Below are 25,424 nucleotides of genomic sequence, written 5' to 3'. Positions count from 1 at the left end.
ACGGGAGCCCTCCGTAACTTGTCAATTGGAATGACAGCTTTTATCCCAAGGTTCAGGATATTTTTCTGGATAATCGGGTTATCCCTAATCTTTCAGGGGCTTAGGGCCCTGCGGGGACGTCATGCCACATGACAACCCGTCCCCACTTCAAGGAGCGTCCGATGAGCAACGTGCGTGACCCGCAGCTGGAATCGCTGCTGGCCGCGGCCACCCGCCCCCGTCCCGAACTGGACGTTCTGGCCGAGGTGGCGTCCGGCCTGGGCTACGTGCGCGCCGAGCGTTTTGCCGAGCGCGTCTACGAAAGCCTGTTCTACGCGATCGCCACCGGCAAGATCGCGCCCGGCAATAAGCTGCCGACCGAACTGGAACTGGCCGCCCTCTTCGAGGTGTCGCGGCCGGTCGTGCGCCAGGCGCTGGATCGCCTGCGTGAAGACCAGCTCGTGGACTCGATCCGCGGCTCCGGCACCTACGTCAAGTCCAAACCGGACCTGATGGGCGGCATGCCCGCCGTGGACCCCGCGCGCCGCGTGGGCCATATCCTGGAAGGCCTGGAACTGCGCATGGTGATCGAGCCCGAATGCGCCCACCTTGCCGCGCTGCGCCGCACGCCCGAAGACCTGCAGGAAATGGACCGCATGCTGACCGGCTACGAAGAGGCCGACGCGTCCGGCGCCATCGCCCACCATCACGACTACGGGTTTCACCGCGCCATTGCGTCCGCCACCGGCAACCAGCGCTTCGTGCAGGTGCTCAAGTCGCTGGAGTACGACGTCAGCCACGCCGTGAACGTCATGCGCCACCTGGTCCACAGCGAACCCTGGAAGCGCACGCGCGCCGCCATCGACGAACATCGCCACATCTATCAACTGATCCGCGATCAGGATGCCGAGGGCGCCCGCAATGTCATGCGCGCCCATATCGAAAAAGCCCGCAGCCGCATGCTCAACAGCGGCTCGGAACACTAAGCAGGAAGCCTCAATTCATGTCATCGCAACGCCCGCAACCCACCCTGGACCAGCAACTCGTCATCGTCACCGGCGCCAGCCGCGGCCTGGGCGCCGCCATCGCGCAGGCCTTTCTGCGTGAAGGCGCCAAGGTCGTCATCAACTACCTGAACAGCGCCGACCGCGCGCAGGCCCTTGCTGCCACCGCCCCGGACCGCGCCCTGGCCGTGCAGGCCGACGTGCGCGACCCCGCCGCCGTCGCCGCCATGGTCGCCCGCGCCAGCCAACATTTCGGCCAGCCGGTCCACACCATCGTCAACAACGCGCTGCCCGCCTTCCAATTCAATGGCGATGCCCGCCCCCACGCCGACACGCTGGACTGGGCGCAGATGAACGCCCAGCTCGAAGGCAGCGTGCGCGCCGCGCTGAACACCACCCAAGCTGCCCTGCCCGGCATGCGAGCCGCCGGCGGCGGACGCATCATCAACGTCGGCACCAACCTCGTCCAGAACCCGGTCGTGCCGTACCACGACTACACGGCCGCCAAGGCCGCGTTGCTGGCCTTCACCCGCACGCTCTCGCACGAGCTGGGCGCCGACGGCATCACCGTCAACATGGTGTCCGGCGGCCTGCTGCGCACCACCGACGCCTCCGCCGCCACCCCCGACGCCGTCTTCGACATGATCGCCGCCGGCACCCCGCTGCGCGAGGTCACCACGCCGGAACAATTCGCCGACGCGGTCCTGTTCTTCGCCAGCCCGTGGTCGCGCGCGGTGACCGGGCAGAACCTGATTGTGGATGGCGGATTGGTCAAGGGTTGACCGTCACCTCCGGGTTGCCCCCCCCCGGATGGCGCCAACGCGTCGTGTGTTACGGTGGACCGGCAATCCACCGCAACCCAGGAGGCAAGATGAAGACACAGATCAGTTATCGAAAGCTCGACGGCAGCGACGGCGTGGCGCTGGTCAATGGCGGGATCTCCGATAGCCAGCAGGCGAAGCAGGAACTGGCAAATTGGCTGGACTTGCCGGCGGCGGACGCGGCGGGCGGAAATCCGGACGATGTCGACGGCCGACTGCGGCGCGGCGGCATCGACCCGGGCTCGGTCGAGTTCAATCACATCAGTGAGTAGCAAAAGAAAAACCCCGATTCGCAGGAATCGGGGTTTTTGCTTGAAGGGGTCAGACACCTTGCGGCGGCGGTGGGGCTTCGCTGGCCGGTGTCTGACACCCGTTGAGACGCCGCCACGAACTGAAGATCGTCTCCCCAGGGTGTCAGACACCTTGCGGCAATGGCGGAGCTTCGCTGGCCGGTGTCTGACACCCGTTGAGACGCCGCCACGAACTGAGGATCGTCTCCCCAGGGTGTCAGACACCTTGCGGAGTTCAGCAAGCAGAAGAAGACAGCATGAGCGGGTATCATCTGGCCTTATCCCCGGCGAATGCCAACCACGCCCCGGATGCGTAGCCAGATGAGTAGCTAGACCGGGGTTTTGGAAGGCGCCACCGCCAAGAACCGCCTGAATAAACGGTCTGAAGAAAACATGAAACTCGCCACCTGGAACGTCAACTCCCTGAACGTGCGCCTGCAACAGGTCCTGGACTGGCTCGCCGCCAATCCCGTCGACGTGCTGTGCATCCAGGAGCTCAAGCTCACCGACGACAAGTTCCCCGAGGCGGCGTTCAAGGAAGCCGGCTATCACGCCGTCTGGGCCGGCCAGAAAACCTACAACGGCGTCGCGATCATCTCGCGCATGCCCGGCACGACGATGGTGCGCAACATTCCCGGCTTTGAGGATTCGCAGCAGCGCGTGCTGGCCCTGACCTTCCCCAGCCCCGAAGGCGACGTGCGCGTCGTCTGCGCCTACTGCCCGAACGGCCAGTCGGTCGGTTCCGACAAGTATGCCTACAAGCTGGAATGGTTCGAAGCCATGCGCAAGTGGCTGGCCGAAGAGATCAAGCAATTCCCCCGCCTTGCCGTGCTGGGCGACTACAACGTCGCCCCGGCCGACGAAGACGTGCACAACCCCGAAAAGTGGGAAGGCCAGGTCCTGGTGTCCGAACCCGAACGCCAGGCGCTGCGCTCGCTGATCGACCTGGGCCTGACCGACTCGTTCCGCCTGTTCGAACAGCCGGAAAAGTCGTTCAGCTGGTGGGACTACCGCCAATTCGCCTTCCGCCGCAACGCCGGCCTGCGCATCGACCACGTGCTGCTGTCCGCCCCGCTGGTCAAGCGCTGCGTCGCCTGCGTCATCGACAAGGAACCCCGCCGCAACGAGCAGCCCTCGGACCACGCCCCGGTCATCGCCACCCTGCAATTCGTTTGAAAAAATTCGGTCCGGCGCATGTTGCGCACCCAGGCCGAATTCCTGTATATTTCTGCTCTTGCTTGATTTGGGGCGGTAGCTCAGCTGGGAGAGCGTCGCGTTCGCAATGCGAAGGTCGGGAGTTCGATCCTCCTCCGCTCCACCAAATTCCAGACGGAAAAGCCTTGGACACTTTTGTGTGCCAAGGCTTTTTTGTTTCTGTGCGTCTGATTTGCTTCGTGTAGGCGTTGGCCGCCGTCGCTGGCGGGCCCAGAATGTTCGCCATCGGGCCGCAATGGCCGAGCGGACTCTCTTTATGCCTTTCATCAAACTTCAGCACACGTCCGAACCGCGGTATACCGCAGCGGGAGATCGCGTAGCCGAGCAAAGTCGCAGTAGCGATTTGAGCCTCTTCGACAATCCCGCCCCAGCCGTCCGGCCAAGCCGCCAGACATGCCTAGGCTCGCTACTGGCAGCCATCGCTCATGAAGCCGGCCCACTAAGTGACGAGGAGGTCGAAATCTTCAATCTTGTTCGGGACAAGACGCCTGCCAAGCCCATGCCTATCCGCTAGGCCCCTCCCCTCAAACCCGCTCCTGATCCAGCCTGCGCACCGCCCCGCTCAGCGTCGCAAAATCAAACTCCTTGCGCCCGCGCATCAACAGCCGGATCAGCACCGTCGTCACCACCGGCACAAACGCGGCCAGCAGGAACGATTCCAGCAGGAAAACAGGCTTGTCGCCCGGTGCGGGAAAGAAGAACAGGCCGGCGACGAGGCCGGTGATGGTCGAGAGCGTGGCGGTGAAGCCGTCATGCTTGCGGCTGAAAAGGCCGTAGAACACCGGGAACGCGGCGGCCGAGCACAGCAGGTCGGCCAGCAGGAACAGGTACAGCACGCTGTAGCCCTGCGAGGCCACGATCATGACGGGAATGGCCATCAGCAGCACCAGCGAGCGCGCCAGGCGCTTCATGGTGCCGGCGGTGGCGTTGGGCATCAGGCGGCGCAGATCGACCGCGATGATGCTGGTCACCGCGCTGATGGCGGTGTCGGCGGTGCTCATGACCAGCGCCAGGCCCAGCGGGATCAGGGCGATGACGAACCACACCGGAGCGTGCGGCATGATGACGCTGAATAGCGCAATGGAACTGTCGCCCGCCGGGGCCAGGCCGACAAACGCCAGGCCGAACAGGCCCATGAGGACGATGAACGGCGCCACCAGCACGCCGCCCAGCAGAAAGCCGTTGCGCATCGTGCGCGCGTCGCGCGCGGCGTAGATGCGTTGCCAGTTGCCCTGGTGGAAGATGCCGGTCAAGAGGATGGCGACAAAGAAGGTCAGGCCGGCTTTCACGCCCACCGGGTCGGTTACATCCAGCAGTTGCGGCGCCTTGGCCTGCAGCGCTTCGATGGTGGGCAATGCGCCGCCGGCCGCCTGCCAGCCCACGACGCACAACACCACCAGCAGCGGCACGATGATCATCATCTGCACCTGATCGGTGAAGATCGAAGAGCGCAGCCCGCCGTAGGTGGTGTAGAGCAGCGTCGTCCCCATCACGATGGCGGCCGTCGTCCACAGCGGCACGGGCGCCAGCATCGCGACCAGCTTGGCGATGGCCGTGACCTCGGCGGACAGCGCGATGAAGAGATAAAAGAGCATGATGAACAGCGCCAGGCCATACATGGGCCGGCCGTAGCGCGCCATCAGGAACTCCGTCAGCGTGTGACCGTGCGGGATCAGTTCGCGCATGCGGCGTCCCAGCGGAATCATGACCAGCCGCGGCGACATCGAGCCCAGCGCGTAGCCGATCACGGCGGCCAGGCCGCCCCAGGTGGCCGCCTGCGCGGGCGAGAAAAGAATCCAGGCGCCCAGCGTGGACGCCATCAGCGTGAGGATCGTGCCAAACGACCCCTGGCTGTTGCGCGCGACGATGTAGTCTTCAAGCGTGCTGCGCTTGCGCCGGGTGTACAGCACGCTGGCCACGGCAAAGCCGCCCGAGAACAGCAACAGCCATATCAGGGCGGTGGTTTGGGTCAACATGAAGGTCGGTCCTCCCGCGGGCGGCCTGCGGCCACACGCGTAACGCGGCGGCCCGCCGTCGGAAGGCCGCAAGATGAGTGGAATCAGGGAGGGCGCGCGAGACTTGCGGAGTCCTTCCCTTCGCCGGCATTACCCGGATCAGGTTCAAAGGGTTACCGCGTTGCCGCGGAATCTCAGCCCATGCAGGGCTCCCCCAGGAATTGCCGCAAGGTTAGGAGAGCGGCGCGGCGATGTCAACGCGCGGCGCAGGCCGGTGTGGCGGGCGGGCGTGGCTGGCAAGGGTGGCGGGCGCCCGCGCGGGGGATTTATGCTAATTTCGCCCGCTTGCGGCACCGGCGGGCGTGCCGGACGCGGCAACCGATGACGCCAAAGAAGACCTGATCGCCATGATGCACCTGAACCTGTTCATTTTCGGCTGCGGCCACCACCGCGCGGCCTGGCGCCACCCGGACTCGGCGGCAGAGCGGCTGGGCGACATCGCCTATTACGAAAGCCTGGCGCGCACGGCCGAACGCGGCAAGCTGGACGCCATTTTCTTTGCCGACGGCCAGTCGATGGACAACATCGGCGACGGTCCGCGCTGGTACCTGGAACCCCTGACCACGATGGCGGCCATCGCCCGCGCCACCACGCACATCGGCCTGATCAGCACGGTATCCAGCACGTTCTTCACGCCCTTTCATGCGGCGCGCATGGTGGCCTCGCTGGATCACATCTCCGGCGGCCGCATGGGGTGGAACGTGGTGACGTCGATGTTCGACGCCGAAGCGCGCAACCACGGCTACGAAGCCATGCCCGGCCACGACTGGCGCTACGCGCGGGCCGAGGAGTTTGTCGACGTCGCGCTGCGGCTGTTCGACTCGTGGGACGACGACGCCCTGGCCATCGACCGCAACGGCTACTTTGGCGTGCCCGACCGCCTGCACAAGATCGATCACCACGGCGAGCATTTCCTGGTGGACGGCCCGTTGACCGTGCCGCGACCGCCGCAAGGCCATCCGGTGCTGTTCCAGGCGGGCGCCTCGGACCAGGGCCGCGATCTGGCGGCGCGGCGCGCGGAAGCCATCTACGCGGTGGCCTACGACCTGCCGGCCGCGCAAGCCTATTACCGCGACATCAAGCAGCGGGTGCGGGCCGCGGGCCGCGACGCCTTCGTGCCGATCATGCCCGGGCTGGTGACCTATGTCGGCTCGTCCGAAGCCGAAGCCCGCGCCAAGCAGCGCGAACTGGACGAGCTGCTGCCCGCGGACGCCTCGCTGCGACAGCTGGGGATGTTCGTCCTGCAGGATTGCTCGGGTTGGGAACTGGACGCCCCCGTGCCGCCCCTGCCCCCGTTGTCCGAGTTCAAGGGGCCCAAGGGCCGTTACGCGACGATCCTGCGCATCATCGAGACCGAACAGCCCACGGTGCGCCAGTTGCTGGGCAGGCTGGCCGCGGGCGGCGGGCACTGCACGATGGTGGGAACGCCAGAGCAGATCGCCGACCGGATGGAACACTGGTTCCGGAACGAAGGCGCCGACGGCTTCAATCTCATGCCCCCGTCACTGCCGGGCGGCATCGACGATTTCGTGGAACAGGTGGTGCCGGTGCTGCAAAAGCGCGGGCTGTTCCGCAAAGACTACGAACACGCCACGCTGCGCGGACATCTGGGATTGGATCGGCCGGGAAGCGGCGTTCCACGTTGAGCTGTTTTGCCATTTCGCGCCTCCGCCCCCAATCTTGACTTTTATCAATTAGCGCCACGACTCAACTGTTAGCGTAAATCCTCGCTGTTCAGGCTATGTGAGATCGGGGGCCGCCATGATTGATAACCTGAGTAAGCTTGTGGGGTATTTACTGCGTCACGCCGCTGTGGTGGTGGGGCTGATCCTTGCCACCGCGGGAATGGCGGCCGCGCAGCAATCCAATGCGCCGCCGGGCTCTCCCGCTGCAACGCGAACGATCGACGGACGGCAGTTGCCAGCTCCCAGCATGCCGTTTGGCGGCAAGATCGAACGCAACGCGATGCAGTCGACTCCGTACTGGCAGGCCCGCATTGCCCCGCCCGAGGGCGCGCCGAACGTACTCTTGATCATCACCGATGACGTGGGTTTCGGCGCACCGTCCACCTTTGGTGGCGTCATCCCGACGCCGGCGCTGGACAAGGTCGCCGCGATGGGCTTGCGCTACACCAACATGCATTCCACTGCGCTTTGCTCGCCAACACGGGCCGCTCTCATCACCGGGCGCAACCACCATTCTTCCGGCTTCGGCGTCATCTCGGAACAGGCAACCGGCTACCCGGGCTACGACAGCGTCATCACCCGGGACAAGGCGACAGTCGGCAGGATCCTGAAGGACAACGGCTACAACACATCGTGGTACGGCAAGAATCACAACACGCCGGGCTATCAGGTCAGCATGGCGGGGCCATTCGATCAGTGGCCCATCGGCATGGGTTTCGACTATTTCTACGGCTTCATGGGCGGCGACACAAGCCAGTGGACGCCCGGAAACCTATTCCGTAACACAACGCAGATATACCCGTTTGAAAACCAGAAAGGCTTCAATCTGATTACCGCGATGGCGGACGAAGCCATCGATTACATGTCCCAACTGAATATGCTGTCGCCCGATCAGCCCTGGCTGATTTACTTTGCGCCAGGGGCCACCCACGCGCCGCATCATCCCACGCCGGAGTGGATCAAAAAAATCGAGGACATGCACCTCTTCGATGAAGGCTGGAACAAGCTGCGGGACACGATCTTCGCCAATCAGAAAAAGCTCGGTGTGATTCCACAGACGGCGCAGCTGACCCCATGGCCATCGGACCTCCTGAAAAACTGGGACCAGCTGACGGAAGACGAAAAGAAACTGTTTATCCGGCAGGCCAATGTCTACGCCGCTTACCTCGCCTATTCCGACGCCGAAATCGGCCGGGTGATCCAGGCGGTAGAGGACTCGGGTGAATTGGACAATACGCTCATCATCTACATTTCGGGCGACAACGGTTCGTCGGCGGAGGGCACGATGCAAGGCACGCCGAACGAGGTGGCGATGTTCAACGGCGTCGAGGTGCCGGTCAGCGTGCAGTTGAACGACTATTACGACCTCTGGGGCTCCGAACATACCTACAACCACATGGCCGTCCCCTGGTCCTGGGCTTTCGACACCCCCTTCAAGTGGACCAAACAGATTTCCTCTTACTTTGGCGGCACCCGGCAAGGCATGGCAATCGCGTGGCCAAAGGTAATCACCGACAAAGGCGGCATACGCAACCAGTTCGCGCATGTCATCGACATCGCCCCGACGATACTGGAGGCCGCGGCCATTCGAGAACCCTCGGTGGTGGATGGCATTGCACAAAGTTCGATGGAAGGCTCAAGCCTGGTTTATACGTTCGATGCGGTGAACGCCAACGCGCCCGCTCGCCATCTCACTCAATACTTCGAGATGTTTGGCAACTTCGCCATTTACCACGACGGCTGGATGCTGGTGGACAAGGTCAGCCGTCCGTCATGGGTGACGACAGGGCCGCAGGACGTCAATCCAGCCAAGGCCGAGTGGGCGCTTTACGACATCAATACGGACTGGACCCAAAACCACGACGTGGCTGCCCGCCATCCCGATAAGGTCAAGGAGCTGGAAGCGATTTGGTGGCGGGAAGCCAAGAAGTACAACGTGATGCCGCTCGACGCCTCGGTGGTAAGCCGCCTGGTCACCCCACGTCCGTCGACCACCGCGGGGCGCTCGACGTTCACGTTTCCCGGCAGGATGACCGGCATCTCGAATGGCGTCGCCCCTTCCATCCTGAACGCCTCTTACACCTTCACCGCAGAAGTGACTGTGCCGCAGGGCGGCGGCGAAGGGATGATCATCACGCAGGGCGGCCGCTTCACCGGCTACGGCTTGTTCGTCAACAAGGGCAAGCCTACCTTTGTCTGGAATCTGTTTGGCCTGCAAAAGGTGGTTTGGGAAGCGGCCGAACCCTTGGCGCCAGGCAAACACACGCTGGCGTTCGATTTCAAATATGACGGGCTCGGCGCGGAGACGCTCGCCTTCAATGACTTCAGCGGGATTGGACAAGGCGGTACAGGGGAATTGAAGGTCGACGGCGCCGTCGTGGCGACGCAAAAGATGAAGAACACGGTCCCGCTCATCCTCGCCTGGGACGAGAACATGGACATCGGCTCGGACACCGGCACGCCGGTTGACGACGCGGCGTACGCAGTGCCTTTCGCTTTCACGGGAACCATCGACAGCTTGAAACTCACCGTCGACCGGCCGCAACTGAGTGACGCCGACCGGGCCCGGCTTGAGCAGGCGTTAAAGAAGGCTTCGGAGTGATGCCATTGGCGCAGGCGAGCCTACCTACAGATTGGGGTACGTGCCCACGATCTCCAGCACGCCATTGATGACGAACTGCACCCCCATGCAGACCAGCAGAAAGCCCATGACCCGCGAGATGGCCTCGACGCCGCTCTTGCCGATCACGGCCACGATGCGGCCCGCCCAATGCAGGCAGATCCAGAACAGCAGCCCCAGCAGCGAGAACACGATGACGGGCGCCACGGCGACCACCCAGCGCACATAGTCGGGCGCAATGGCGGAATCGACCGAGGATGCGCCGCTGATGATCATCGCGATCGTGCCCGGGCCGGCGGTGCCCGGCAGCGCCAACGGCACGAAGGCGATGTTCGGGCTTTCGCGTTCCAACGCATCAGCCGTGGCTTCGGCCTCCAGGGCGCGTGGATGGTCCGACGGAAACAGCATGCTGAAGCCGATGGTGACCACGATGAGCCCGCCCGCGATGCGCAATCCGGGGATGGAAATGCCGAACGTGTGCATCAAGAGCGCGCCGGCGTAGTACGTCACCAGCATGATCCCGACGACATAGAACGCCGCCTGGGTCACCTGCTTCTGCCGTTCCTTGAACGGAATCTGGTTTCCGAGCGACAGCAGCAGCGTCATGGAAGTCAGCGGATTGGCCAGCGGCAGCATCAGCGCCAGACCCAGGCTGACCAGCTTGCCCAGTTGAATCAGTTCATCGATCATGAAGGCTCGCTAGAGTGTGCGAGCCATCTACTCTACCTCACCCTGCCCGGCGGTTTGCTGCCGCACGGTCAGGTAGCCGGTGCGTCCCCCCGCGTCCGCGCCTTGGTCAAGGCGTTCAGCATCGTCCCGGCTAATCATCAGCATCCATTAAACTGATGCAATTCCCGCGGCGGGCCGCGCTGCCTAGCATACAAGCGCCCGCCGCCCGCGGTTCTGCCGCGGCGCATTGCCATTGCCACCCGGAGTTTCTCTTGAGCGACATCTATCACTTCAGCCGCGGCACCGCCCCGCTGCTGATCTCCATTCCCCACCTCGGCAGCCAGATTCCCGCGGCGCAACAGCCGCAAATGACGTCCGTCGCCCTGCAGTCGGGCGACACGGACTGGCACCTGGACACCCTGTACCAATTTGCCCAGGCGCTGGGCGCCTCCGTGCTGGGCGCGCGCTATTCGCGCTACGTGGTCGACCTGAACCGTCCGCCCAACGACGAAAGCCTGTATCCCGGGCAGACCAAGACCGGCCTGTGCCCCACCCAGGCGTTTCGCGGCGATGCGCTGTACCAGAACGAGGCCGTGTTGACCGACGCCGAACGCGCCCAGCGGCTGGAGGCGTACTGGAAGCCGTATCACGCCAAGCTGCGCGAAGAGCTCGACCGCATCAAGGCCGAGCACGGCACGGTGCTGCTGTGGGAAGCCCACTCGATCGCCAGCGTCCTGCCGCGCCTGTTCGACGGCAAGCTGCCGGACCTGAACATCGGCACGTCCGACGGCGCGTCGTGCGCGCCCGATATCCTGGCCGCCGTGCAAGGCCGGCTGGACGCGTGCACCGACTACACCTGGGCCGTCAACGGCCGCTTCAAGGGCGGCTACATCACCCGCCACTACGGCGCCCCGGCGGACAACGTCCACGCCATCCAGCTCGAGATGTGCCAGTCCACCTACATGGACGAAACGTACCCGTACGGCTATCGCCCCGACCTGGCCGGCAAAGTCATTCCGGTGGTCGAAGGCATGGTGACTGCCGCGCTGCGCCAGACCACCGCGCGCCAGCGCTAACCCCCCTCCCCTCGCAGCCGGACGCCAACGCCATGACCCGCTTTTCGTTCAGCACCACGGAAAACTATCCGGAATGGAACCTGCTGCTGACCTGGGTGGCGGTCGTGGAGGCCGCGTCGGTGTCCGGCGCGGCGCGGCTGCTGGGGTTCTCGCAGGCGGCGGTGTCGCAGCGGATCAAGCAGCTTGAGGCCGCGATGTCGACCGAACTGCTGGACCGCAGCACCCGCCCGGCCCGGCCCACGCCGGCCGGCGAGCTGCTGTTCGAACACGCCGCGCGGCTGCTGGCGCAGGCCGGCGACATGACCGAGAGCGTGCGCAACCTTAGCCGGGCCAAGCGCAACATCGTGCGTTTCGGTTGCGTGGATTCCTTTGCGGGCACGCTGGGGCCCACGCTGATCCACGGCCTGTCCGGCGCGTCGCGCCAGATCCGGCTGTGGTCGGGCATCACGCCCGTGCTGGACAAGCAGCTGGAGGACCGGCAGCTGGACCTCGTCGTCACCACCAGCGCGTCCGCGGGCAAACCCAACATCCGCAAGTACAGCCTGTTCAGCGAGCCCTACGTGCTGATCGTTCCGCGCTCGATGAACATGGACCGGATCGATACGCTCAAGGAATTGGGCAAGCGCGCGCAGTTCATCCGCTACAGCGCGCGTTCGTTCATCGGCGCCGAGATCGACCGGCTGGTCGAGTCGCACGGCGTGACGATTGAACGCACCTACGAATTCGACAACACCGACCCGCTGCTCAGCCTGGTCACGGCGGGCCTGGGTTTTGGCATCAGCACGCCGCTGTGCATCTGGCAGTCGCGCCACTTTCTGGACCAGTTGCGCGTGCTGCCGCTGGCGCCCTATCTGGGCGCGGCGCGGGCCGACGATCCCAGCCTGTCGCGCACGCTGTTCCTGGCCGCGCGTCAGCAGGAAGTGGGCAAGCTGCCCTTTGAGGCCCGCGACGTGATCCTGATGGCCATGGAGCGCCTGATCCAGAAGGAACTCGCGCCGGCCCTGGGGCTGCCGCCAGCCACGCTGTGGCGTAGCCTGCGGCGTTGACGCCCGATTACGGCAGCGATGCCGTCAGCGCTGGCACGGCCTCGAACAGGTCGCCGACCAGCCCGTAGTCGGCCACGCCGAAGATCGGCGCATCGCCGTCCTTGTTGATGGCCACGATGACCTTGGAATCCTTCATGCCGGCCAGATGCTGGATGGCGCCCGAGATGCCGACTGCCACGTACAGCTCCGGCGCGACGATCTTGCCGGTCTGGCCGACCTGCCAGTCGTTCGGCGCGTAGCCCGCGTCCACCGCGGCGCGCGAGGCGCCCAGAGCGGCGCCCAGCTTTTCGGCCAGCGGATCCAGCAACTTGAAGTTCTCGGCGCTGCCCAGGCCGCGTCCGCCCGAGACCACGGCGCGGGCGCCGCCCAGGTCGGGGCGTTCGGACACCGCGATCTCGCGGCTGACAAATCGCGCCAACGCGCTTCCAGCGACGGCTTCGACCGTTTCCACCGTGGCGCTGCCGCCCTCGGCGGGCGCGGCGTCGAAGGCCGTGGGCCGGATGGTGGCGACGATAACCGGGTAACCGCTCTTGACCGTTGCGATGGCATTGCCGGCGTAGACGGGACGCTTGAACGTATCGGGCGCCAGCACTTCAATGACATCCGATATCTGCGCCACGTCCAGCAAGGCGGCGATGCGCGGCGCCACGCCCTTGCCCTGCGCCGTCGCGGGCAGGAACAGGTGCGAGTAGCCGGGGGCAAGCGCGACCGCCTGCGCGGCCAGGGCTTCGGGCAAGCCATCGGCAAGCTGCGGCGCTTGCGCCAGCAGCACCTTGTCCACCCCGGCAACGCGCGCGGCGCCGTCGGCCACGGGCTGCGCGTCGCCGCCCGCCACCAGCACGTGGACAGGCAGGCCCAGCCGGGTGGCCGCGGCGATGGTGTTGAGCGTGGCGCCAGTGAGCGCCCGATTGTCGTGTTCGGCAATAACAAGGACCGTCATCAGATCACCTTGGCTTCGTTCTTCAGTTTGTCGACCAGCGCGGCCACGTCCGCCACCTTGATGCCGGGCGCGCGCGCCGCGGGTTCCTCGACGCGCAGCGTCTGCAGGCGGGATACGGGATCCACGCCCAGCGCGTCGGGCGTCTGGACATCCAGCGGCTTCTTCTTGGCCTTCATGATGTTGGGCAGCGTGACGTAGCGCGGCTCGTTCAGGCGCAGGTCCGCCGTGACGATCGCGGGCAGGGTCAGTTCCACCACTTCCAGCCCGCCGTCGACCTCGCGCGTGACGCGCGCCGTGCCGTCTCCGATGGCGATGGCGCTGGCGTTGGTGGCCTGCGGCCAGCCCAGCAGGGCCGCCAGCATCTGGCCGGTCTGGCAGGCGTCGTCATCGATCGCCTGCTTGCCCAGGATCACCAGCGCGGGCGCTTCCTGCTCCACGACGGCGCGCAGCAGCTTGGCCACTTCCAGCGGCTGCAGCGCGGCATCCGTCTGCACCAGCACGCCCCGGTCGGCGCCGATGGCCATCGCGGTGCGCAGCGTCTCTTGCGACTGGGCCGTGCCGCACGACACGGCCACGACCTCGGCGGCAGCGCCCTGCTCTTTCAGGCGCACGGCGGCCTCGACGGCGATTTCATCGAACGGGTTCATCGACATCTTGACGTTGCCGATGTCCACGCCGCTCTGGTCGGCCTTGACGCGTACGTTGACGTTGTAGTCAACCACGCGCTTGACCGCGGCAAGTACCTTCATGGAAACACTCCTGAGTGAAAGGAATCAACGGCCGTTACCGCGTTGCGGCGGAAACGGATGCAGCTTGTTCAGCCGGGGCTGGCAGCGGAGACGGCGATGGTGAGGATCACGGCGAATCCGGCGGCGGGGGTGGCAGGCAGCGGGTGGGCGTCTGGTGCGGGGACGTCCCGCCACAACAGGTATTCGCCTGACTCCAGCTCCCCCGGAAAACCACCCTGACCGACCGCCCTACCTACTTGCGCGGCCACGATCAACTGCGTGACCGTGCGCCCGGCCAACGTGCCGGGCAAGCCGCCCACGTCGCATCGGCCCGCCGCCACGCCCGCGCACGTCACCGACGCCACCGCCTCGCCACGCCGGACAAAAAGGTTCAGCACGCGCACCGCCCCGCCGATCAGCGTGGACTGCAGCACGTCATCGCCCCGGAACGGCGCGGGTTCGCGCGGCCGCAGCGGCACGGCAACCCCTTCCCCTTGCAGCGTCACGCCTTCCCCGGACAGCACCACCGACACCCGGTCGTAGCCGGGAAAGCGCGAATACGGACCGTCGCGCTCGATATCGGCGATGCTGACGCGCCAGCGCCCGTCCGGGTCGGCTGCCAGCGTGCGCGTGACGCCGCCGCCGTTCTTCCAGGGCTCGGGCGGCAGCGCCAGCCAGCTGGCGCGCTGCGGCGCGGCCAGATCAGGACACCGCGCCAAGGCCGTACTTCCCGGTCAACAACGCGCCGCGCTGAAAGCGGCCAAGTTCATAAGGCGTGAGGGACACGTCGGTCGCCAGGCCCAGCGCCTCCTGCGCCAGCACGCGACCCACCGTGGGCGACAGCTTGAAGCCGTGGCCCGAGAAGCCAAAGCCCACGATCAGGCCTTGCACGCCGGGCACGCGGCCCAGCACGGGATTCCAGTCGGGCGTCACGTCATAGACGCCGGTCCAGGACGACGCCAATCCGGCCGTCTCGTAGGCCGGAAAGCGGTCTGCGACCTGCGCGCCGACTTCGGCCACGTAGTCCAGCGGAATGTCGCCCTGTTCGGCGTCGCTCTTTTGCAGCGCCTCGCCCACGACGCCCTCGCTCACCAGCATCTGGTTGCCGCCGTAGCTGCGGCAGTACAGCATGCCGGGCGACGCCAGGTCCTTGAAGACGGGCATCGAATACGTATAGGGCGCGGCGTCGCATTCCAGCGCCAGCACGGCGTGGCGCTCAGGCACGACGGGCATGGCAACGCCCGTCCAGCCGGCAAGCTCGGGCGTCCAGATGTTCTGCGTGCTGATGACCAATGGGGCGTGGTAGTCGCCTTCCGACGTGGAGACGCCCGTCACGCGGCCGTTGTCGATAAGCAGGCGCTGGACGTTGACGTTCTCGCGGATGGTGACGCCACGGCGGCGCGCGCCGCGCGCAAAGCTGGTGGCCACCAGGTACGCGTCGGCAAAGCCCGCTTCCGGCTCGTAGCCGATCAGCGCGGCGTTGTCGAAAGACGCGATGGGCAGCAGTTCGCGGGCCTGCGCGGCATCCAGCAATTCCAGCGCGATGCCCTGCGCCTTTTGCTGCGCCAGCGCGCCGCGCAGCGGTTCCAGCTTGTCGTCGTCGGCAGCGGTGATCAGGTAGCCGCATTTGACCAGTCCGCAGGAGGCCTCGTCGTCGCCCAGATAGCTGGCGAAATTATTGAACACGCTCCAGGAACGCTGGGCCAGCTCCACGTTCTCGCGCACGGAATAGTGCGTGCGCAGGATGCCGGACGACTGCGACGTGGTGCCCGCCCCGATGGTCTCGCGGTCCAGCACCAGCACGTTCTTCGCGCCGAGCTCGGCCAGGTGAAAGGCCACCGAACTGCCGATCACGCCGGCACCAATCACGATCACGTCATAACTTTTCACGACAAGGCTCCAAGGACAAGTGCCGCGAGTGTGGGCCCGGCCTTTCGGAGCCGCGGCAATATAAGCGCCGCGAATACTTAATAAAAGCGTTCTGGAAAAGCGCGCCGGGTGTCAGGCGGCGGCGCTGGCGGCGGCGCGTATCGCCTCGGCATCCCTGCCCGGCGGCAGGCCGAACATCCGCCGGTATTCACGGGTGAACTGCTGCACGCTTTCGTAGCCCACCCCGAATGCCGCGCTGCTGGCGGACGCGCCCTCGGCCGTCATGCGCCGGCGCGCCTCGATCAGGCGCAGTTGCTTCTGGAACTGGCGCGGCGACAGCGACGTGGCCGCGCGAAAGTGCTGATGGAACGATGAGGCGCTCATGCCGGCCGCGGCCGCCAGCCGCTCGACCGGCAGCGGTTGCGCAAACTCGGCCCGCAGCAGCGCGACGGCGCGCGCGATGCGCGGGGCGGCGCTGGCCGGCCCGGCCAGTTGGCGGATTGCCTGCCCGTGGCGGCCGGCCAGCAGCCAATAGTGCATTTCGCGCACCAGCTGGGCTTGCAGAATGGGCAGCGCCGTCGGCCGTTCGACCAGGCACAGCAGACGCAGCGCGGCGTCGGCGACTTCGGCATCCGTCTGCTCCACCCGCACCGGCGCGCCGGGCTCTCCCGGCCCCAGCCTCATTTTCAGGGCCAGTTCGGCGATGACGGCCAGATCCAGATCCAGGACCAGCGACAGATACGGCTGCGCCGCGCTGGCGAGCGTGATCTGGCTGACGGTGGGCACATCGGCCGTGATCAGCAGCGAATCGCCCGCGCCGAAATCGAAGGTGTCCGCACCCAGCGACACGCGCTTGGCGCCCTGCAGCACCAGGCACGCAAGCGGCCGCGAGATCGCGTGGTCCAGCCCGCTGGGCTGCACCGCGCGGATGACGGCGAGGCCCGGGATGGGGGTTTGTGCCAAACCGGCCGGCCCGGCGTGGCACGCCGCGTAGCGGCTGGCGGCCGCGCGCAAGGCGTCGTTCATGGAGGAGTCGCAAGAGGTTGCCACGGGGCCATCGTAATGGGTTCTCGTCGGGCCGGGCGCACATTTGGAGGATCAGGCCAACAACGTCAACGTTCAGGCAAAGGCCATGGGCGGCATCCGCCACAGAATGGAAGCCTCACCGCAAGCCACCAAGGAGCCATTCCATGAGCAAGATTTCTCTCGTCACCGGATCGAGCCGCGGCCTGGGCCGCAGCGCCGCCCTGGCCCTCGCCCGCCACGGCAACGACGTCGTCATCACCTACCAAAGCCGCGAGGCGCAGGCCAACGAGGTCGTCGCCGAGGTGGAACAACTGGGCGGCAAGGCCGTGGCGCTGCAGCTCGATGCAGGCAACGTCGCCGCGTTTCCGGATTTTGCCGCCCGCCTGCAGGCGGCGCTCGCCCGGACATGGCAGCGCGACCGCTTCGATCATCTCGTCAACAACGCCGGCCATGGCGAGATGGCGCCGATTGCCGACATGAGCGTCGAGGCCTTCGACAAGCTGGTCGACGTGCACTTCAAGGGCGTGTTCTTTCTGACGCAGCACCTGCTGCCGCTGCTGGCCGACGGCGGCCGCATCGTGAACCTGTCGAGCGGCCTGACGCGCGTGTCGGCGCCCGGCTGGGCGGCGTATGCCGCGGTCAAGGGCGCCGTCGAGGTGCTGACGGTCTACCTGGCCAAGGAGCTTGGCCACCGCGGGATCGCCGTGAACACCGTGGCGCCGGGCGCCATCGAAACGGACTTCCTGGGCGGCGCGGTGCGCGACACGCCCGAGTTCAACAAGGCGTTCGCGGACATGACCGCGATGGGACGCGTGGGCGTGCCCGACGACATCGGGCCGATGATTGCCAGCCTGCTGTCCGAAGACAACCGCTGGGTCAACGCCCAGCGCATCGAAGTCTCGGGCGGCCAGGGCATCTGACACGGGCGCCTCGGGCACGGCCGCGCGTTGCGGCCGCGCCCGCCTTTCCCTTGCTGCCTGCGGCGCGCCGATTAAGCGCCGCTGATGTTGACCATCGCCGCTCCTTATATTCATGCCGCGGCCGGATGCTCGGGCGAAAGTCTCGTCTGCCGCACCCCAGAGTGCCGGCGACATGGAATCCATCGGTCAATCTACAGACAGTAGGGGAAAAATATGAACATGAATCGCCGCGCCATGCTGGTGCGTACGGCCGCGCTTGCGGGCGCCAGCGCCCTGGGCTTTCCGATGATCGGCCGCGCCGCGGGCGCGTCCTACACCTATGGCGGCTCCGCGTGGCTGGGCCATTACTCCGCCTACATCGCCATGAAAACGGGGCTGTTCGCCAAGCAGGGTCTGGACATCAAGTGGCAGAGCTTTGCCACGTCGTCCGACCGCATGAGCGCGGTGATGGCCGGCAACATCGATCTGGCGGGCACCGGCGTGGTGTCGTCGCTGGCGCTGATGGCCGCGGGCGCGCGCCAGTTCCAGGTCATCGCGACCCCGAACAACTTCGGCCGCGCCGAGGGCGTGCTGGTGCGCGAGAACGTCAAGTCGGTGGCCGACCTGAAGGGCAAGAAGATCGGCGTCACCTACGCCTCCAGCGCCCACGTGCTGCTGCTGGACGTGCTGCGCCAGGCCGGTCTGAACCCCGACCGCGACGTGGCCATCATCAACCTGCCGGCCACCAACCTGCTGTCGGCCTACCAGGGCGGGCAGATCGACGCCGCCGTGGCGTGGACGCCGGCCTTTGACCGCATCAAGGCCGTGCCGGGCACGCATGTCCTGCTGGACGATACGGCGTTCTCGCTCTACAAGCAGTACGCCATCACCCCGGGTCCCGATGTGCTGCTGACCCATGCCAAGCTGGGCAAGGAGAACCCCGAGGCCGTGCGCAAGTTCCTCACGGCGGTGTTCCAGGCCAATGCGATGCTGACGAACCAGCCCGAGGAGGCCGCGGGCGTGCTGCTGGAGCTGACGGGCCTGTCCAAGGACGAACAGCTTGCGGTCATCAAGCAGACGCAGTGGTATTCGGCAGAGGACCAGAAAGCCCTGATGATCGAGCCGGGCAACTTCGTGAACGGCATGCAGAAACTGGCCGAGATGCTGGTGTCGCTCAAGCAGATCGACCGCGCGCCGGCCGTCAAGGACTGGGTCCAGTCCGCGTATCTCTGAACCCGGGACATTCTGCCTATGTCCGCACGTTCTTCTTCACGCGAAACACGCCTGCTCTGGGTCAGCGTGTTTTCGCTGCTCGGTTTTCTGTTGCTGTGGGAGGGGCTGTGCCGCGCCGGCGCGGTCGATCCCATTTTCCTGCCCGCCCCGTCCCAGGTCCTGGCGCGGGCGCTGTCCATGTCCGACCAGGGCACGCTGTTCTACAACGTGCTGGCCTCGACCCGGCGGGTCATGGTGGGCTTTCTGGCCGCGGTGATCGTCGCGATTCCGCTGGGCATTTTGCTGGGCACCTCGAAGGTGGCGCGCGCCGTCTTCGATCCCATCATCTCGTTCCTGCGTCCGCTGCCATCGATGAGCTGGATTCCGCTGTCGCTGCTGTGGTTCGGCATTACCGAAACGCAGAAGTACAGCATCGTCTTCATGGGTTCCTTCGTGCCCGCCCTTCTTTACGTGATGGAAGCCTCGCGCAGCATCGATCCGGTGCTGGTGCGCGCCGCGCGCAACCTGGGCGCCAACCGCTGGCAGGTCATGCGCGAGGTGCTGTTTCCCGGCTGTCTGCCGCAGATCCTGTCGGGCATGAAGATCATCCTGGGCCTGTCCTGGACCTGCGTGATCTCGGCGGAACTGGTGGCGTCCAAGGAGGGCCTGGGGTTCATGATCATGAACGGCAAGGAATTCTTCCAGACCGACACGGTGGTGCTGGGCATGGTGCTGATCAGTTTCACCGTGCTGGTGACCGATCTGTGTTTGCGGCTTCTTGAACGGTGGGTGCTGGCATGGCAGCGATGAACGACACGATGATCCGGCTGACGGACGTCTCCAAGGCCTACGGCGACGTGCCCGTGCTGGACAAGGTGAATCTGGAGGTCAAGCGCGGGGAATTCCTGGTGCTGCTGGGCGCCTCGGGCTGCGGCAAGTCGACGCTGCTGAACCTGATGGCCGGCTTCATCACGCCCAACACCGGATCGGTGCAGATCAACGGCAGAGAGGTCACCGACGTGACCGCCGCGTGCGGCATGGTGTTCCAGCAGTACGCGCTGTTTCCGTGGCGCACGGTCCAGGAAAACGTGGAGTTCGGCCTGAAGATGCGGGGCATGTCCCGCCAGGAACGTGCACCGATCGCCCGCCGCTTCATCGAGATGGTGGGACTGAAGCACGCGGCGGACAAGTATCCGCACGCGTTGTCGGGCGGGATGAAGCAGCGCGTGTCGATCGCGCGCGTGCTGGCCAACGATCCGGACGTGATGCTGTTCGACGAGCCCTTCGCCGCACTGGACGCGATGACGCGGCAGGTGCTGCAGGACCAGCTGTTGTCGATCTACGAGCAGAGCGGCAAGACCATCGTCTTCATCACGCACTCCATCGACGAGGCGCTGACCCTGTCGACGCGCATGGCCGTCATGGGATCCAAGCCCGGCCGCATCGTGCAGGACATCCAGAACGACCTGCCGCATCCGCGCAGCGCGGACGTGCAGTTGTCGCCCCGCTTCGTGGAACTGAAGCGCGCCATCTGGGAGCGCGTGCAGGAGGAAGTCACGCGCAGCATGGAGCTGGCGGCCGACTAATGGCGGGGGGGCCGATGGGCGCCCCGCCCTTCCCCACGCCCTGCTACGCGCGGCGGCCTTCCTCGGCCAGGAACTCCACCAGCGCCGGCAACGAAGGATCCATCGGCCGGTTGGCGTGGATGCGCATCACATAGCCCCACGAACCCGCCATGCGCAGGTGGGGCGCCAACGGCACCAGCCGGCCGCTCGCCAGGTCTTCGTCGATGAGCGGCGCGCGGCCCAGCGCGATGCCGACGCCCGCCGCCGCGGCGGCCACCACGGTGCTCAGGCCGCTCAGCACCATCGGGTCCTGCCAGTCGTCCGGGGCCAGACCCAGCCTGGGACGCCACGTTCGCCAGTCGGTCTCGGGGCTGTCGATGTGCTTTTCCTCCAGCCAGCGATGACGCAGGAACACGCCCGGATCGTTGCGCTCGGCCTCGGGCACCAGCGCCGGGCTGCACACCGGCACCACGGTTTCGGTCATGAGCGGGATGTCGCCCGGCGCGGCAATGTGCGGTCCCATCGCCCGCACGTGCAGGAAGGCCAGATCGATGTCCTGGGTTTTCCAGGCCGGATCCTGGCTGGCGTGCAGATACACCTGGATGTCGATATCCGGATGCAGCTCGATGAACCGCCCGATGCGCGGCGCCAGCCACAGCGCGGCCAGCGAGGGGTTGGCGGACACGTTCAACGTATAGCGCCGCTTGCCGCGGGCGCTGGCCCGGACATTGCGGCAGGCCGTCTCCAATAGGGTCAAGGCCTGTTGTACGGATGCCAGCAGGGCGGCGCCCGCTTCCGTGGTCTCTGCGCGCCGCACGGTGCCGCCCCGGCGCAGCAGCGGCGCCCCCAGATCGGCCTCAAGCGCCCGCAACTGATGGCTGACGGCGCTTTTCGTGACGTTCAGCTCTGCGGCGGCGCGGCTCAGGCTGCCCAGCCGGGCCACGGCTTCGAAGGCGCGCAAGGCGGCCAGCGGCGGAGTGCGGGTGGATGCGTCGGACATCGGTTGAGTTTATCTCAACCCTTGATTGAAAATTCATCGCTTTCGCATGCAGGCCGGATCGGGGACCATGCAGGCTCTGGATGGAGTAATGGCTATGTATTTCGATTCGAGGCTGTGGCGTCTGACCGAGGGTCTGCGCGCCGGCATGGCGGGCGGCATCTTTCTGGGCCTGCTGGCCCTGGCAGCCGGGATTGCACGCTACGTGTTCCTGGGCCAGCTGCTGGCCCGCGTGTTCGACGGTGCGCCGTGGCAGGACTGGGCGGCGCCCGCGCTGGGCGTGGCGGCCATGGTGCTGCTGCGCGCGTTCCTGGACGACTGGCGCACGGTGCAGGCCAACCGCACGTCGGCCGCCATCCAGCACACGCTGCGCGCGCGCCTGTACGACCGCATCGTCGCGCTGGGGCCAGCGTGGTTTGCCAATCAGCGCACCGGCGGCGTCATGCTCACCGTGGTGGACGGCGTCGAACAGTTGCAGACGTTCTTCGGACAGTACCTGCCGCAGGTCGCCATCGCCGCGGCCGCGCCGTTCGCGATCTTTGCCGTCATCGCATTCTGGGACGTGCCGACCGCCCTGGTGTTCCTGGCCGCGGCGCTGTTCGCGCTGTTCGGGCCAATGGCGGTGCACATGCTGGACCGGCGCGCCAGCCTGGCGCGCAGCCGGTCGCTGAACGAATTTGGCGAAGAATTCCTGGACGCCGTGCAGGGCCTGCCCACGCTCAAGTCGTATGGCCAGGGCAAGGCCTGGGGCGAACGGCTGGCGGCCCGCGCACGCAGCCTGTCGGACAACACCTTCTGGGTGCTGTCCGTCAGCCTGCTCACGCGCGGCATCAGCGACCTGGGCGTGGCGCTGGGCGCCGCGCTGGCGCTGACGCTGGGCGCATGGCGCGTCGCCGCCGGCGACATGAGCGTCGAGGCGCTGCTGATCGTGCTGATGGCGGGCACCGAGATCTTCCGGCCGCTGCGCGACCTGCGCGCGGTGCTGCACCGGGGCATGCTGGGCCAATCGGCCGCCGCCAGCATCCACGCGCTGATGGACGCCCAACCGCTGACGCCCGCCCCGGACACCGCCGTGGAAGCGGGCGCCGTGCGAGCGGGCGCCGTGCACGCGGGCTCCGTCCGCCTGGCGCCCACCATCGAGTTCGACGACGTGGCGTTTTCGTATACGCCCGAACGCGCCGCCCACCAGGGCCTGGCGTTTCGGATCGCGGCGGGCGAGCGCGTTGGCGTGGTCGGCCCCAGCGGCGCGGGCAAGTCCACCATCGTGCGGCTGCTGCTGCGCGAATGCGTGCCGCAAGGCGGCGTGGTGCGGGTCGGCGGACACGAAATCAACACGCTGGACACGCAGTTCCTGCTGTCGCACTTTGCGCTGGTCAGCCAGGACATCACGCTGTTTCACGGCACCATCGACGACAACCTGCGGCTGGGCCGCCCAGACGCCACGCATGACGAGGTGCGCGCGGCCGCGCGCGCCGCCAACATCGACGACTTCATTATGGCGCTGCCCGACGGCTACGCCACGCGCATCGGCGAACGCGGCCTGCAGTTGTCGGGCGGCCAGCGCCAGCGCGTGGCGATCGCCCGCGCCCTGCTGCGCGATGCGCCCATCCTGATCCTGGACGAGGCGCTGTCGTCGGTGGATACCGAGAACGAGGCGCTGATCCAGCAGGCGCTTGACCGTCTGATGGCCGGCCGCACAACGCTCATCCTGGCCCACCGCCTGGCCAGCGTGATCGGCGCCGACCGCATCCTGGTCCTGGACCAAGGCCGCGTGGCGGAGTCGGGTCCCCACGCCGCGCTGATGCGCCAAGGCGGGCTGTACCACCGGCTGATGCACGAACAGGCCGCCGCGCATCGGAATCCCGCCGCGGGCTCACCGGTTGCCGCGCGGCCCGACACGGCGCGGGCGGCTGTGCCAGACAACGACAACGGCCAGGGCCCCGCCCTGCGCCCGCTGGACGCCGACGCCGAACAGGTCGGCTGGCGCGCCACGCTGGGCACGCTGCTATCGGTGGTGCGGCCGTGGCGCGGCACGCTGATTGCGACCATCCTGCTGGGCGTGGCGCGCGTGGCCGCCTTCATCGGGGTAGGCGTGTTCAGCGCCCTGATCGTGGCCGCCATCCGCGATGGCCGCGAGACCGGCGCGCTGGTCGCTGGCCTCTTGATCGCCGCGCCGCTTGCTGCCCTTTTCCACTGGCTCGAATCGTGGCTGGCGCACGCGATGGCCTATCAGCTGCTTGCCGACATGCGCGTCAAGCTCTACGACAAACTCGAACGGCTGGCGCCCGCCTATCTGCTGCAGCGCCGCTCCGGCGACCTGGTGGCGCTGGCCACCCAAGACGTGGAGATGGTGGAGTATTTCTACGCGCACACCATCGCGCCGGCCATCGTGTCGGTGCTGGTGCCGCTGTCCGTGCTGGGCTTTCTGGGCTTCTACAGCTGGCCGGTCGCGCTGGCGCTGCTGCCCTTCCTGGCGTACGCGCTGCTGTCGCCGGTGCGCGGCCGCCAGCGCGTGGACGCCCTGGGCGACAAGGCGCGCCAGGCATTGGGCGAAATGAGCGCCCACACCACCGACACCATCCAGGGCCTGGCGGACCTGACCGCCTTTCAGGCCACCGGCCGGCGCCGCGACCAGTTCCTGAAGGTAGCCGACCATTACCGCGCGCGTCGTCTTGCCATTCTGCGCGACCTGTCGCGCCAGACCGCCTGGTTCGAAACCGCGATGGGCCTGGGCGGCCTTGCCGTGGCGGTCGTGGGCGCGTTGCAGGTGCAGGCGGGCACGCTGTCCGCCGGCATGCTGCCCCTGCTGGTGCTGATTGCGCTGGCCACGTTCCTGCCGGTGTCGGAGATCTCGCAGGTCAGCCGGCAACTGGCCGACACCATCGCAGCCACGCGCCGCCTGCACGTGGTCGCCAACGAACCCGAACCGGTCGTGGACGGCCCCCTGCCCGCGCCGGTGGCGGCCCACGGCCTGTCGCTCGCCTTCGATCGCGTCAGTTTTGCCTATCCCGGCAAGCGCCAGGACACCCTGCACGACCTCAGCTTCACCGTGCCGGCCGGCGCCACCGTGGCAATCGTGGGCGCCTCGGGCGCCGGCAAGAGCACGGTGGCCAGTCTGCTGTTGCGCTTCTGGGACCCGCGCGAAGGCGCGGTCAAGCTGGACGGCGTGGACGTGCGCCAACTCAGGCTCGACGGCCTGCGCGAACGCGTGGCGCTGGTGACGCAGGACACCTACCTGTTCAACGACACGCTGGAAGGAAACATCCGGCTGGCCCGCCCCGAGGCCAGCCGCGAAGACCTGATGCGCGCGCTGGAACAGGCGGCGCTGGGCGACTTCGTCAAGCGCCTGCCCGAGGGCCTGGCCACGCGCGTGGGCGAACGCGGCATGCAGTTGTCGGGCGGCCAGCGCCAACGCATCTCGATCGCCCGCGCCTTCCTGAAAAACGCGCCGGTGCTGATTCTGGACGAGGCCACCTCGCACCTGGACACGCTATCGGAAATGCAGGTGCGCGGCGCGCTGGACGTGCTAATGCGCCACCGCACGACGCTCGTGATTGCCCATCGTTTGTCCACCATCCGCGACGCCGATCTGATCCTGGTGCTGGACCGCGGCACGCTGGCCGAGTCCGGCACGCATGATCAGCTGCTGCGCAAACAAGGCGTGTATGCACGGCTGGCAAGCCATCAGGGCGGCTACGCGGCCGCGGCGTCGCAGGCCGGCTAGCGCCGCGTTGAAAAAAACCGACAGCCCATTCCGTCCCCCCGCAC

21 protein-coding genes, 1 tRNA gene and 1 riboswitch are annotated in these 25,424 nt (G+C 66.7%); of the genes, 14 read left to right on the top strand and 8 right to left on the bottom strand.

What is annotated here, in order from left to right:
- Positions 1-161: 161 nt before the first annotated feature.
- From ASD87_RS01770 to ASD87_RS01750, 5 genes are all read left to right on the top strand, one after another.
- Positions 162-965, top strand: coding sequence for a FadR/GntR family transcriptional regulator (locus ASD87_RS01770; RefSeq protein ID WP_056316345.1), 804 nt, complete (start codon positions 162-164; stop codon positions 963-965).
- A 17-nt stretch (positions 966-982) separates the two neighbouring features.
- A complete protein-coding gene (locus tag ASD87_RS01765) occupies positions 983-1,765 on the top strand; it encodes a 3-oxoacyl-ACP reductase (protein WP_056316342.1) in 783 nt (260 codons plus the stop codon).
- Between the two features lie 89 nt (positions 1,766-1,854).
- Positions 1,855-2,076: a hypothetical protein gene (locus ASD87_RS01760; RefSeq protein WP_056316340.1), complete on the top strand. Its 222-nt coding sequence runs from the start codon at positions 1,855-1,857 to the stop codon at positions 2,074-2,076.
- A 411-nt stretch (positions 2,077-2,487) separates the two neighbouring features.
- A complete protein-coding gene (gene xth, locus ASD87_RS01755) occupies positions 2,488-3,270 on the top strand; it encodes an exodeoxyribonuclease III (RefSeq protein WP_056318638.1) in 783 nt (260 codons plus the stop codon).
- Positions 3,271-3,339: 69 nt separating this feature from the next.
- Positions 3,340-3,415 (top strand) — tRNA-Ala (locus ASD87_RS01750).
- A 418-nt stretch (positions 3,416-3,833) separates the two neighbouring features.
- Here ASD87_RS01750 and ASD87_RS01745 read toward each other — a convergent pair.
- The gene (locus ASD87_RS01745; protein ID WP_056316337.1) at positions 3,834-5,285 is read right to left on the bottom strand and encodes a sodium:solute symporter family protein; all 1,452 of its coding nucleotides are present in this window, start codon (positions 5,283-5,285) and stop codon (positions 3,834-3,836) included.
- Between the two features lie 98 nt (positions 5,286-5,383).
- Positions 5,384-5,490: riboswitch (TPP riboswitch) on the bottom strand.
- Between the two features lie 181 nt (positions 5,491-5,671).
- Between ASD87_RS01745 and ASD87_RS01740 the strand changes: the two genes are divergently transcribed.
- Positions 5,672-6,970: an LLM class flavin-dependent oxidoreductase gene (locus ASD87_RS01740; protein ID WP_056318635.1), complete on the top strand. Its 1,299-nt coding sequence runs from the start codon at positions 5,672-5,674 to the stop codon at positions 6,968-6,970.
- A gap of 115 nt (positions 6,971-7,085) precedes the next feature.
- Positions 7,086-9,611 carry an arylsulfatase gene (locus ASD87_RS01735; protein WP_056316334.1) on the top strand — a complete coding sequence of 842 codons (2,526 nt, stop codon included), beginning with the start codon at positions 7,086-7,088 and terminating at the stop codon, positions 9,609-9,611.
- A gap of 24 nt (positions 9,612-9,635) precedes the next feature.
- Here the strand turns inward: ASD87_RS01735 and ASD87_RS01730 are convergent, their stop codons facing one another.
- The gene (locus tag ASD87_RS01730; protein ID WP_056316331.1) at positions 9,636-10,319 is read right to left on the bottom strand and encodes a MarC family NAAT transporter; all 684 of its coding nucleotides are present in this window, start codon (positions 10,317-10,319) and stop codon (positions 9,636-9,638) included.
- A 251-nt stretch (positions 10,320-10,570) separates the two neighbouring features.
- Between ASD87_RS01730 and hutG the strand changes: the two genes are divergently transcribed.
- Together hutG and ASD87_RS01720 are read left to right on the top strand one after the other, a co-directional pair.
- Positions 10,571-11,374 carry an N-formylglutamate deformylase gene (hutG, locus tag ASD87_RS01725; protein ID WP_056316329.1) on the top strand — a complete coding sequence of 268 codons (804 nt, stop codon included), beginning with the start codon at positions 10,571-10,573 and terminating at the stop codon, positions 11,372-11,374.
- Between the two features lie 32 nt (positions 11,375-11,406).
- A complete protein-coding gene (locus ASD87_RS01720) occupies positions 11,407-12,420 on the top strand; it encodes a LysR family transcriptional regulator (RefSeq protein WP_056316326.1) in 1,014 nt (337 codons plus the stop codon).
- Between the two features lie 7 nt (positions 12,421-12,427).
- Here ASD87_RS01720 and ASD87_RS01715 read toward each other — a convergent pair whose 3' ends face one another.
- From ASD87_RS01715 to ASD87_RS01695, 5 genes are all read right to left on the bottom strand, one after another.
- Positions 12,428-13,360, bottom strand: a complete 933-nt coding sequence (locus ASD87_RS01715; RefSeq protein ID WP_056316323.1) for an electron transfer flavoprotein subunit alpha/FixB family protein — start codon at positions 13,358-13,360, stop codon at positions 12,428-12,430.
- The gene (locus tag ASD87_RS01710) at positions 13,360-14,109 is read right to left on the bottom strand and encodes an electron transfer flavoprotein subunit beta/FixA family protein (protein WP_056316320.1); all 750 of its coding nucleotides are present in this window, start codon (positions 14,107-14,109) and stop codon (positions 13,360-13,362) included. Before ASD87_RS01710 ends, ASD87_RS01715 begins: the two co-directional genes overlap by 1 nt.
- A gap of 68 nt (positions 14,110-14,177) precedes the next feature.
- Positions 14,178-14,807, bottom strand: a complete 630-nt coding sequence (locus tag ASD87_RS01705; protein WP_056316317.1) for a HutD family protein — start codon at positions 14,805-14,807, stop codon at positions 14,178-14,180.
- Positions 14,791-15,978: an FAD-binding oxidoreductase gene (locus tag ASD87_RS01700; protein WP_056316314.1), complete on the bottom strand. Its 1,188-nt coding sequence runs from the start codon at positions 15,976-15,978 to the stop codon at positions 14,791-14,793. Before ASD87_RS01700 ends, ASD87_RS01705 begins: the two co-directional genes overlap by 17 nt.
- 111 nt (positions 15,979-16,089) lie before the next feature.
- Positions 16,090-16,983 (bottom strand): AraC family transcriptional regulator, encoded by an 894-nt coding sequence (locus ASD87_RS01695; RefSeq protein ID WP_056316312.1) that lies wholly within the window; start codon positions 16,981-16,983, stop codon positions 16,090-16,092.
- Positions 16,984-17,147: 164 nt separating this feature from the next.
- Here ASD87_RS01695 and ASD87_RS01690 point away from each other — a divergent pair, with 164 nt between their 5' ends.
- The 4 genes from ASD87_RS01690 to ASD87_RS01675 all read left to right on the top strand — a co-directional run bounded on the left by ASD87_RS01690 (position 17,148) and on the right by ASD87_RS01675 (position 20,680).
- Positions 17,148-17,903: an SDR family NAD(P)-dependent oxidoreductase gene (locus tag ASD87_RS01690; RefSeq protein WP_056316309.1), complete on the top strand. Its 756-nt coding sequence runs from the start codon at positions 17,148-17,150 to the stop codon at positions 17,901-17,903.
- A 213-nt stretch (positions 17,904-18,116) separates the two neighbouring features.
- Positions 18,117-19,115 carry an aliphatic sulfonate ABC transporter substrate-binding protein gene (locus tag ASD87_RS01685; protein WP_056316304.1) on the top strand — a complete coding sequence of 333 codons (999 nt, stop codon included), beginning with the start codon at positions 18,117-18,119 and terminating at the stop codon, positions 19,113-19,115.
- Between the two features lie 18 nt (positions 19,116-19,133).
- Positions 19,134-19,904 carry an ABC transporter permease gene (locus ASD87_RS01680; RefSeq protein WP_056316301.1) on the top strand — a complete coding sequence of 257 codons (771 nt, stop codon included), beginning with the start codon at positions 19,134-19,136 and terminating at the stop codon, positions 19,902-19,904.
- Positions 19,892-20,680 (top strand): ABC transporter ATP-binding protein, encoded by a 789-nt coding sequence (locus ASD87_RS01675; protein WP_056316298.1) that lies wholly within the window; start codon positions 19,892-19,894, stop codon positions 20,678-20,680. Before ASD87_RS01680 ends, ASD87_RS01675 begins: the two co-directional genes overlap by 13 nt.
- 43 nt (positions 20,681-20,723) lie before the next feature.
- Here the strand turns inward: ASD87_RS01675 and ASD87_RS01670 are convergent, their stop codons facing one another.
- Positions 20,724-21,659 carry a LysR substrate-binding domain-containing protein gene (locus ASD87_RS01670; RefSeq protein WP_056316296.1) on the bottom strand — a complete coding sequence of 312 codons (936 nt, stop codon included), beginning with the start codon at positions 21,657-21,659 and terminating at the stop codon, positions 20,724-20,726.
- Positions 21,660-21,753: 94 nt separating this feature from the next.
- Between ASD87_RS01670 and ASD87_RS01665 the strand changes: the two genes are divergently transcribed.
- The gene (locus ASD87_RS01665; protein WP_056316293.1) at positions 21,754-25,380 is read left to right on the top strand and encodes an ABC transporter ATP-binding protein; all 3,627 of its coding nucleotides are present in this window, start codon (positions 21,754-21,756) and stop codon (positions 25,378-25,380) included.
- The last annotated feature ends 44 nt before the right edge of the window (positions 25,381-25,424 follow it).

This window comes from Achromobacter sp. Root170 (assembly GCF_001428165.1).
GTDB classification, from domain to species: Bacteria; Pseudomonadota; Gammaproteobacteria; order Burkholderiales; family Burkholderiaceae_B; genus Achromobacter; species Achromobacter mucicolens.
The sequence above is the reverse complement of the archived record's forward strand: the minus strand, read 5'-3'. Positions and strand labels throughout refer to the sequence as shown.

Excerpts from the sequence above, each read along its gene's own strand:
- ASD87_RS01770 (WP_056316345.1), top strand. The coding sequence starts at position 162 with ATGAGCAACGTGCGTGACCCGCAGCTGGAATCGCTGCTGGCCGCGGCC.
- ASD87_RS01765 (WP_056316342.1), top strand. The coding sequence starts at position 983 with ATGTCATCGCAACGCCCGCAACCCACCCTGGACCAGCAACTCGTCATC.
- ASD87_RS01760 (WP_056316340.1), top strand. The coding sequence starts at position 1,855 with ATGAAGACACAGATCAGTTATCGAAAGCTCGACGGCAGCGACGGCGTG.
- xth (WP_056318638.1), top strand. The coding sequence starts at position 2,488 with ATGAAACTCGCCACCTGGAACGTCAACTCCCTGAACGTGCGCCTGCAA.
- ASD87_RS01745 (WP_056316337.1), bottom strand. The coding sequence starts at position 5,285 with ATGTTGACCCAAACCACCGCCCTGATATGGCTGTTGCTGTTCTCGGGC.
- ASD87_RS01740 (WP_056318635.1), top strand. The coding sequence starts at position 5,672 with ATGATGCACCTGAACCTGTTCATTTTCGGCTGCGGCCACCACCGCGCG.
- ASD87_RS01735 (WP_056316334.1), top strand. The coding sequence starts at position 7,086 with ATGATTGATAACCTGAGTAAGCTTGTGGGGTATTTACTGCGTCACGCC.
- ASD87_RS01730 (WP_056316331.1), bottom strand. The coding sequence starts at position 10,319 with ATGATCGATGAACTGATTCAACTGGGCAAGCTGGTCAGCCTGGGTCTG.
- ASD87_RS01720 (WP_056316326.1), top strand. The coding sequence starts at position 11,407 with ATGACCCGCTTTTCGTTCAGCACCACGGAAAACTATCCGGAATGGAAC.
- ASD87_RS01715 (WP_056316323.1), bottom strand. The coding sequence starts at position 13,360 with ATGACGGTCCTTGTTATTGCCGAACACGACAATCGGGCGCTCACTGGC.
- ASD87_RS01710 (WP_056316320.1), bottom strand. The coding sequence starts at position 14,109 with ATGAAGGTACTTGCCGCGGTCAAGCGCGTGGTTGACTACAACGTCAAC.
- ASD87_RS01695 (WP_056316312.1), bottom strand. The coding sequence starts at position 16,983 with ATGAACGACGCCTTGCGCGCGGCCGCCAGCCGCTACGCGGCGTGCCAC.
- ASD87_RS01690 (WP_056316309.1), top strand. The coding sequence starts at position 17,148 with ATGAGCAAGATTTCTCTCGTCACCGGATCGAGCCGCGGCCTGGGCCGC.
- ASD87_RS01685 (WP_056316304.1), top strand. The coding sequence starts at position 18,117 with ATGAACATGAATCGCCGCGCCATGCTGGTGCGTACGGCCGCGCTTGCG.
- ASD87_RS01680 (WP_056316301.1), top strand. The coding sequence starts at position 19,134 with ATGTCCGCACGTTCTTCTTCACGCGAAACACGCCTGCTCTGGGTCAGC.
- ASD87_RS01675 (WP_056316298.1), top strand. The coding sequence starts at position 19,892 with ATGGCAGCGATGAACGACACGATGATCCGGCTGACGGACGTCTCCAAG.
- ASD87_RS01670 (WP_056316296.1), bottom strand. The coding sequence starts at position 21,659 with ATGTCCGACGCATCCACCCGCACTCCGCCGCTGGCCGCCTTGCGCGCC.
- ASD87_RS01665 (WP_056316293.1), top strand. The coding sequence starts at position 21,754 with ATGTATTTCGATTCGAGGCTGTGGCGTCTGACCGAGGGTCTGCGCGCC.